The organism is Cupriavidus sp. MPR-AND1C (assembly GCF_058809705.1).
This window is the reverse complement of record NZ_JBXASU010000166.1, coordinates 1-5,990: the sequence shown is the minus strand read 5'-3', so window position 1 is coordinate 5,990 and position 5,990 is coordinate 1. Positions and strand designations below refer to the sequence as shown.

Annotated in this window: 7 protein-coding genes; 3 read left to right on the top strand and 4 right to left on the bottom strand. The window is 62.2% G+C overall.

Translation table 11 applies throughout. The features are described from left to right. Nucleotides 1-23 precede the first annotated feature (23 nt). On the top strand, nucleotides 24-932 hold the full coding sequence (locus AC1RWI_RS37480) for a TetR/AcrR family transcriptional regulator (RefSeq protein WP_492870828.1): 909 nt from the start codon (nucleotides 24-26) through the stop codon (nucleotides 930-932). Here the strand turns inward: AC1RWI_RS37480 and AC1RWI_RS37475 are convergent. Both AC1RWI_RS37475 and AC1RWI_RS37470 read right to left on the bottom strand, forming a co-directional pair. Continuing rightward, on the bottom strand, nucleotides 838-1,620 hold the full coding sequence (locus AC1RWI_RS37475) for a TetR/AcrR family transcriptional regulator (RefSeq protein ID WP_063778413.1): 783 nt from the start codon (nucleotides 1,618-1,620) through the stop codon (nucleotides 838-840). The two genes, AC1RWI_RS37480 and AC1RWI_RS37475, sit on opposite strands and share 95 nt — an antisense overlap. Next, a complete protein-coding gene (locus AC1RWI_RS37470; protein WP_492870827.1) occupies nucleotides 1,617-2,636 on the bottom strand; it encodes a 2Fe-2S iron-sulfur cluster-binding protein in 1,020 nt (339 codons plus the stop codon). Before AC1RWI_RS37470 ends, AC1RWI_RS37475 begins: the two co-directional genes overlap by 4 nt. Before the next feature lie 178 nt (nucleotides 2,637-2,814). Between AC1RWI_RS37470 and AC1RWI_RS37465 the strand changes: the two genes are divergently transcribed. Beyond that, complete coding sequence (locus AC1RWI_RS37465; RefSeq protein WP_043346226.1) at nucleotides 2,815-3,900, top strand: ferritin-like domain-containing protein; 1,086 nt, start codon at nucleotides 2,815-2,817, stop codon at nucleotides 3,898-3,900. 225 nt (nucleotides 3,901-4,125) lie between these two features. Continuing rightward, a complete protein-coding gene (locus AC1RWI_RS37460; RefSeq protein WP_492870826.1) occupies nucleotides 4,126-5,076 on the top strand; it encodes an NAD(P)H-dependent flavin oxidoreductase in 951 nt (316 codons plus the stop codon). Between the two features lie 124 nt (nucleotides 5,077-5,200). Here AC1RWI_RS37460 and AC1RWI_RS37455 read toward each other — a convergent pair whose 3' ends face one another. Both AC1RWI_RS37455 and AC1RWI_RS37450 read right to left on the bottom strand, forming a co-directional pair. Then, complete coding sequence (locus tag AC1RWI_RS37455; protein WP_158408279.1) at nucleotides 5,201-5,794, bottom strand: helix-turn-helix domain-containing protein; 594 nt, start codon at nucleotides 5,792-5,794, stop codon at nucleotides 5,201-5,203. Further along, the coding region (locus AC1RWI_RS37450) for a hypothetical protein (RefSeq protein WP_492870825.1) at nucleotides 5,791-5,990 on the bottom strand (200 nt) is incomplete at its 5' end. The genes AC1RWI_RS37455 and AC1RWI_RS37450, both read right to left, overlap by 4 nt.

Below are 5,990 nucleotides of genomic sequence, written 5' to 3'. Positions count from 1 at the left end.
GTAGGTAATCGCCAGGCTCTCCCTTGAAACCCCCCAGTACGAAAGTACTGGGGGGTTTTGCTTTTGTGCGATCGAAAGTGGCTGCGAAAAGTGCGATCGATCTTGAATACCGAGCTGGCCAGGGTGCTCGGCTTGCTGGCGGAAGAATAAGAAGGCCGCATAATGTGGCATTGCTTGCGCTTATCGTCTATTTGTACTCCATGCCTATTCGCCGAAAAACCCCGACACCCGCCAGCGCGTCCGCTCGCCAGGACGCGCCCGCGCGGCGAGCCGCAAAGGGACCTGCCGCAACCACCGTCACCCCGCCAGCCATGCGCCCCCCACGCCAGCCGCGCAGCGAGCAGAACCTGGTCAACATGATCAAGGCGGGGCGTGCGCTGGCTGAGCAGCGCGGCGACCTGGATGACATTTCCCTGAATGACGTCGTGAAGGCCGCCGAGACGTCGATTGGTGCCTTCTATGCCCGCTTCAAGGACAAGGAGGCGTTCCTCCAGATCATGCTTGAGGCGGCACTGGACGAGGCCGAAGCGCTCACGAAGAAATCCATCGCCAGGGATCCAGTCTGGCAAGCCGGTTCGGCTACGGCCATCGTGGAGCGCATCGTACGCGTCTACGTAGGCCAGTTTCGCCAGAATCGTGGCCTGTTCAAAGGCTTCCTGCGGCATTACTCCGCAACCGGGGGCGGCGACAATCCCATGCGGCAGGCCAACCGCCGCATCCAGGATTTGCTTGTGCCATTGCTGGCCAGGCAACTCGATTCCCCACGCACTGGCACCGCGGACTTCGAGGTGCGCGTCGCCATTCAGTTCCTAGTGGGCACGCTGGCCAATCTGCTGCTCAACGATCCGGGCCCGCTGCACCTGGAGCAACGCAAGCTGGAAACCCACCTGATCCGCATGATGAGCCGCTATCTGATGCTGCCAGAGGCGTAGGCGAGACGTCGTCCGCCGCTGGCAAGGCAAGGTAGCGGTGCAGCATCTCGGTGAGCCGTTGCTCCTGCCGCGGATCGTACAGATCCAGGGCGCTGGGCGTATGCAGCACGATGTTGGTCAATGCGCTGATGACAAGCTGGACCGCAATGCGGGTCTCGTCGTCCGGCCCGGCAAAGCGCCCGGCGGCGACGCGGCTGGCCAGGCGCGGCACCATGGCATCCAGGATCTGCCGGTTGGCCTCGCGAATGGGTTGCCACAAGGGGTTCTGCGCGGGGCTATGCCGCATATATGCGGCAAACAGGCCACGGTGCTTGCGAAACAGGCCGATGTAGAAGCCGACGATGCGCGTGCAGATCGCGTGGGCCGGCCCTGCGTTCCAGGCGGGGTCCGTGGCCAGCGAATAGTCCAACTCGGCGCGCAGCTCCGCCAGTGTGTCTTCCAGCACCAGCGCGCAGAAGGTCTCCTTGTCCGGAAAGCGTGCATAGAACGCGCCGATGGACGTGGACGCAGCCCGCACGAGATCGGCGAGCGAGAAGCCGGTCAGGCTGCCGGCCTCGTTGATCAGCGCTCTGCCGGCGGCAAGCAGCGCCCTTAGCGTGGCCTCGCTTCTCTCCTGGCGGGGCTGCTTCAGCCCCGCGCGCAGCGTTGGCGCCGCAGCCTCGGAGGGGGCCGTGATCTCGGGCGTCATACGTCAAAGGTGATGGCGACCGGCCGCTCCTGGCGCGGGCGCGCCTGGCAGGTCAGGATCCAGCCGGCGGCAAGTTCGTCAGCACTGAAAACATCGTTGCGCGCATGGACGACCGCGCCATCCACGCACTTGGCCGCGCACGAGCCGCAATAGCCTTCCTCGCAGGCATAGGGCGCATCCACGCCGCAGGCCAGCGCGGCTTGCAGCAGGGACTGGCCGCCGGCAACCCGCACCACATGCAGGGCGCCGCCGAGGGTTACCGTGGCGTCGCAAGCCTGCGCAGGCATTGGCGCCGCGCTTGCCACCTCGGTCTCCTGCGCGGCTGCGTCAAATCGCTCCAGATGCACGCGCCCCGGCCCCATGCCGGCCACATCAGCGGCCTCCAGCACGGTCTGCATGAATGGCCCGGGGCCGCACAGATAGAGCTGGCAGTGTGGCACCGCCGAGAGCAAGGCAGCAATCTTGCCGCGCTTGGGAAAACCATCGGTGTCGTCGTGGTGCAGATGCACGGCCAGCCGATCGGAATGGTCGCGGGACAGCTTGGCGATCTGCGCCGCGAAGATCGTGCTGGCGGCATCCCGATTGGCGTAGTAGAGCGTCATCGCGGAGCTGGTGGATGCCAGCGCCGAACGGATCATCGACAGCACCGGCGTAATGCCGCTGCCCGCCGCGCAGAAGAAGAGCGGGGCGCCCATGTCCTCGCACACGAACCGGCCGGTCGGCGCGCTTACCTCCAGTCGCGTGCCCGCATCGACGTGCGCATGGAACCAGCCCGACGCGCGCCCCCCCGGGATCCGCTTGACGGTGACGACCGGAAGGCCGCCTGCCTCGGGCGAGCTGGAAAGCGAATAGCTGCGTAGCAGTGTTTTCCCGTCCACGTTTACCCGGAAGGTGAGGTGCTGGCCAGCGCGATACACGAAGGATTGCTGCAACGCATCGGGGACCAAGAGCGCGTAGGAACGGGCGTCTTCGGTCTCCCAAGTGATCTGCGCGACAGTCAGATTGTGGAACTGCATCAATGTCTCCTGGCTTCCGCGGGCCCTGTGCCGGACCCTTGATATAACAAGAAAGAGAATTATGATTCTGTTTATAGCCGGAAGCAAAAGCAAATTCAAGACCGATCCCACCACCGGCTAGGGTGAGCAAAACAGGCGGGGAGAACGGTCAAAACCCATGAGCGCCAAAGGAGATTGCATGTCATCCCTTCATCGTTACACGTTGCCGGTGGTCCAGACAGGCTGGTCGATCGGCAGCCAGGTTTCCACCGAGTTCAACTGGGAATACGACAACGAGAATTCCAAGCTGCTGCAGCTCTACGAGACCAGCAAGAAGCAGCAATGGAACGCTACCGACCGGATCGACTGGTCGCAGGAACTCGACCCCGAGAACCCGCAGGAACTCGATGACCGGATGATTCCCATCTACGGCACGCCGCTATGGGAGAAGATGGGCAAGCACGACCGCATCGAAGTGCGCCGCCACCAGCAAGCGCATTCGCTGTCGCAGTTCCTGCATGGCGAACAGGGCGCGCTGATGGTGTCCGCGCGCATCGTGCAGATGGTGCCGGAGATGGATGCCAAGTTCTATGCCGCCACGCAGACCATGGACGAAGCGCGGCACGTGGAAGCCTATTCGCGCCTGCTGCACGAGAAGGTCGGCATCATCTATCCGATCACGTCCGGGTTGAAATCGCTGCTTGAAACCATCCTGACCGACTCGCGCTGGGACTTCTGCTACCTCGGCATGCAGGTGCTGGTGGAAGGTCTTGCCCTGGCCGCGTTCCAGCGCATTCGCGACTTCTCCAAGAATCCGCTGGCGGCATCGATCAATGCCTACGTGATGCAGGACGAAGCGCGCCACGTTGCCTTCGGCCGCACCGCGCTGCGCGGCTATTATCCACAGCTGACGGAGGCCGAGCGCAAGGAGCGCGAAGACTTCGTGATCGAGGCCTGCTACCTGATGCGCGATCGCTTCGACCAGAAGGAAGTCTGGGGCCGGCTCGGCCTGCCGGACGAAGAGTGCGCCAAGGCCGTGCGGGAGTCCGAGACCATGCGGCAGTTCCGCCAGCGGCTGTTCAGCCGGATCGTGCCGACCGTCAAGGATATCGGCCTGTGGAGCCCGCGCGTGCAGGCCGCGTTTGCCGACATGGGCGCGATCGAATTCGCCAACGTCGACGTCGAGGCGCAGTTCGCGCAGGACCAGAAGATCGCGGAGGAGTTTGACGCGCGCCGCGTGGTGATGGAGTCGATTGAGGCCGCGCGGGCCGAAGCTGGACACTGAAGCGGTCTTGGTTGCAGGCCCGGCCTGCCTGGCCGGGCCTGCACGCATTATTCGTGCGAGCCAGCCGGAAAGCATGCGGCTTCTGCCCACGTCAACGCCGGAACGCGTTGATGAAACGACCGACCGGCGGGGCGCCTTGAATATGCAATCAGTTGCATTGAGTCGGCGTTGCGAAATAAAATGCCCAATCAACGATCCCGGATTGCCGAGCGGAGACAAATTGACATGACCATAAACAATCGCGTCACAACGATGCTTGGCGTCCAGCATCCTATCGTCCAGGCCCCCATGGGATGGATCGCCCGGGCCCAGCTTGCTGCGGCAGTCTCCAATGCGGGCGGCATGGGCATCATCGAGACCTCATCCGGCGAACTGGGCACCATCCGTGGTGAGATTCGCAAGATGCGCGAACTGACCGACAGGCCGTTCGGCGTCAACATTGCCCTGACTTATGTGCGTGACCCAGCCATCGTGCAATTCGTCGTCGATGAGGGAATCCGCTTCGTGACCACATCCGCCGGCGACCCGACGCGCTATTGCGCCGAACTGAAGGCCGCCGGCCTGACGGTTTTTCATGTGGTGCCCACGCTGGCCGGCGCGCTCAAGGCGGTCGCCGCCGGCGTGGATGGCCTAATCGTGGAAGGCAGCGAGGGCGGTGGCTTCAAGAATCAGCGTGACGTCGCCTCAATGGTGTTGCTGCCGCTGGTCTGCTCGAAGGTCGATGTTCCGGTCATCGCCGCCGGCGGCTTCTGCGACGGTGCCACCATGGCGGCGGCGTTCGCCATGGGCGCCGAGGGGATCCAGATGGGCACGCGCATGTTGTCGTCGGTCGAGTCACCCGTTCACGACAACTGGAAGAACGCCATCGTCGGTGCCCGCGAAACGGACACCGTTTTTCTCAATCGCGGCGGCAATGGCCCAGCGCTGCGCGCCCTGCGCACGGCACGCACGTCCCGGATCGAAGAGCAGATACCAGAGAGCATTAAAAACGAATTTGCCGGCGTGCAGCAACTCTATTTCGGCGGCGACATGGAGGCGGCCGTTCCGCTGACCGGTCAGGTTTGCGGGCGTATCGACTCCGTAAAAACGGTACGGCGGATCATTGAAGAAACGATTCGGGATTTCGGCCAGGCCGTGGATGGACTGGCTGCGCGTTACGGCTCCGTGAAAGCCTGATCAAGCGCTTGCCGTGTCCCCACCGGCCCACCTCCATCTTTGCAAGCTGCCTTTCTCCCGCCGACCTTGTGTTCACGCGCCGCGTTCTGCCACAACTTGCACTTTCCGCTACGACGATGATGCGTTACACCTTCCGCTCACCTGGCAGTTTGAGCGCGCAAATCTGGCGCGTGAGGATTCCTCGAACAATCGCTTCGGTTCGATTGTGAGCCCCTAGCTTATCGCGCGCGAGATCCACATAGTAGTCCACGGTACGCGCTGAAATCCCAAGCTCTTGGGCGATCTCCTTGCTCGACAGCCCGAGCGCCGCGTACGCCAGTACATTCTTCTCCCTGTCCTCTAATCGAGCAGGACTGCTCGATGTTTCAGTGCTCTTTGAATACGCATTGTCATAGGCAGCGTGAAGTCTCGCGTGAGCAGCGAGGATTGAGCCGAGGTCGGGAGGAGGGGCGCGCTGGATGAGAAGCCGCGACGCCGAGCCATCCGGACCAAAGAAGGCGCTCTCAACAATGTCCGCGGAAAGCAACTGCGGCAGGGCGGGGCCGTTCCATCGGAATGGAGATGCTACGGGAGGAAAGTCTATCCCGACGTCTCCAAACTCTTGCACGACCAGCGGAATTGCAATCCCGGGCGCGTAGGACACGCGGCCCGCTGATGCAGAAAGACTTGCGCAGGCCGCATGGAGAAACTGCAAAATCCCAGGCTCAAATGCTGTCACGGCTTCGCCTCTGCAAAGTGGAAGCCTGATGCTGGCATAGTCAGTGCAACGCGCAATCCATCCGCCAAATTCACCTCACGATTGTCGCCGTCAAAAGTCAGAATGAAAAAATCAAAATTAATAGGTAGATTATTTTTTATTTTCATGTCGAGAGACTTTTCAAATTTCATTTGAAATAAACAAATTACATCAATCC

Coding starts and splice junctions, on each gene's coding strand:
- AC1RWI_RS37475 (WP_063778413.1), bottom strand. CDS start 1,620: ATGACGCCCGAGATCACGGCCCCCTCCGAGGCTGCGGCGCCAACGCTG.
- AC1RWI_RS37470 (WP_492870827.1), bottom strand. CDS start 2,636: ATGCAGTTCCACAATCTGACTGTCGCGCAGATCACTTGGGAGACCGAA.
- AC1RWI_RS37465 (WP_043346226.1), top strand. CDS start 2,815: ATGTCATCCCTTCATCGTTACACGTTGCCGGTGGTCCAGACAGGCTGG.
- AC1RWI_RS37460 (WP_492870826.1), top strand. CDS start 4,126: ATGACCATAAACAATCGCGTCACAACGATGCTTGGCGTCCAGCATCCT.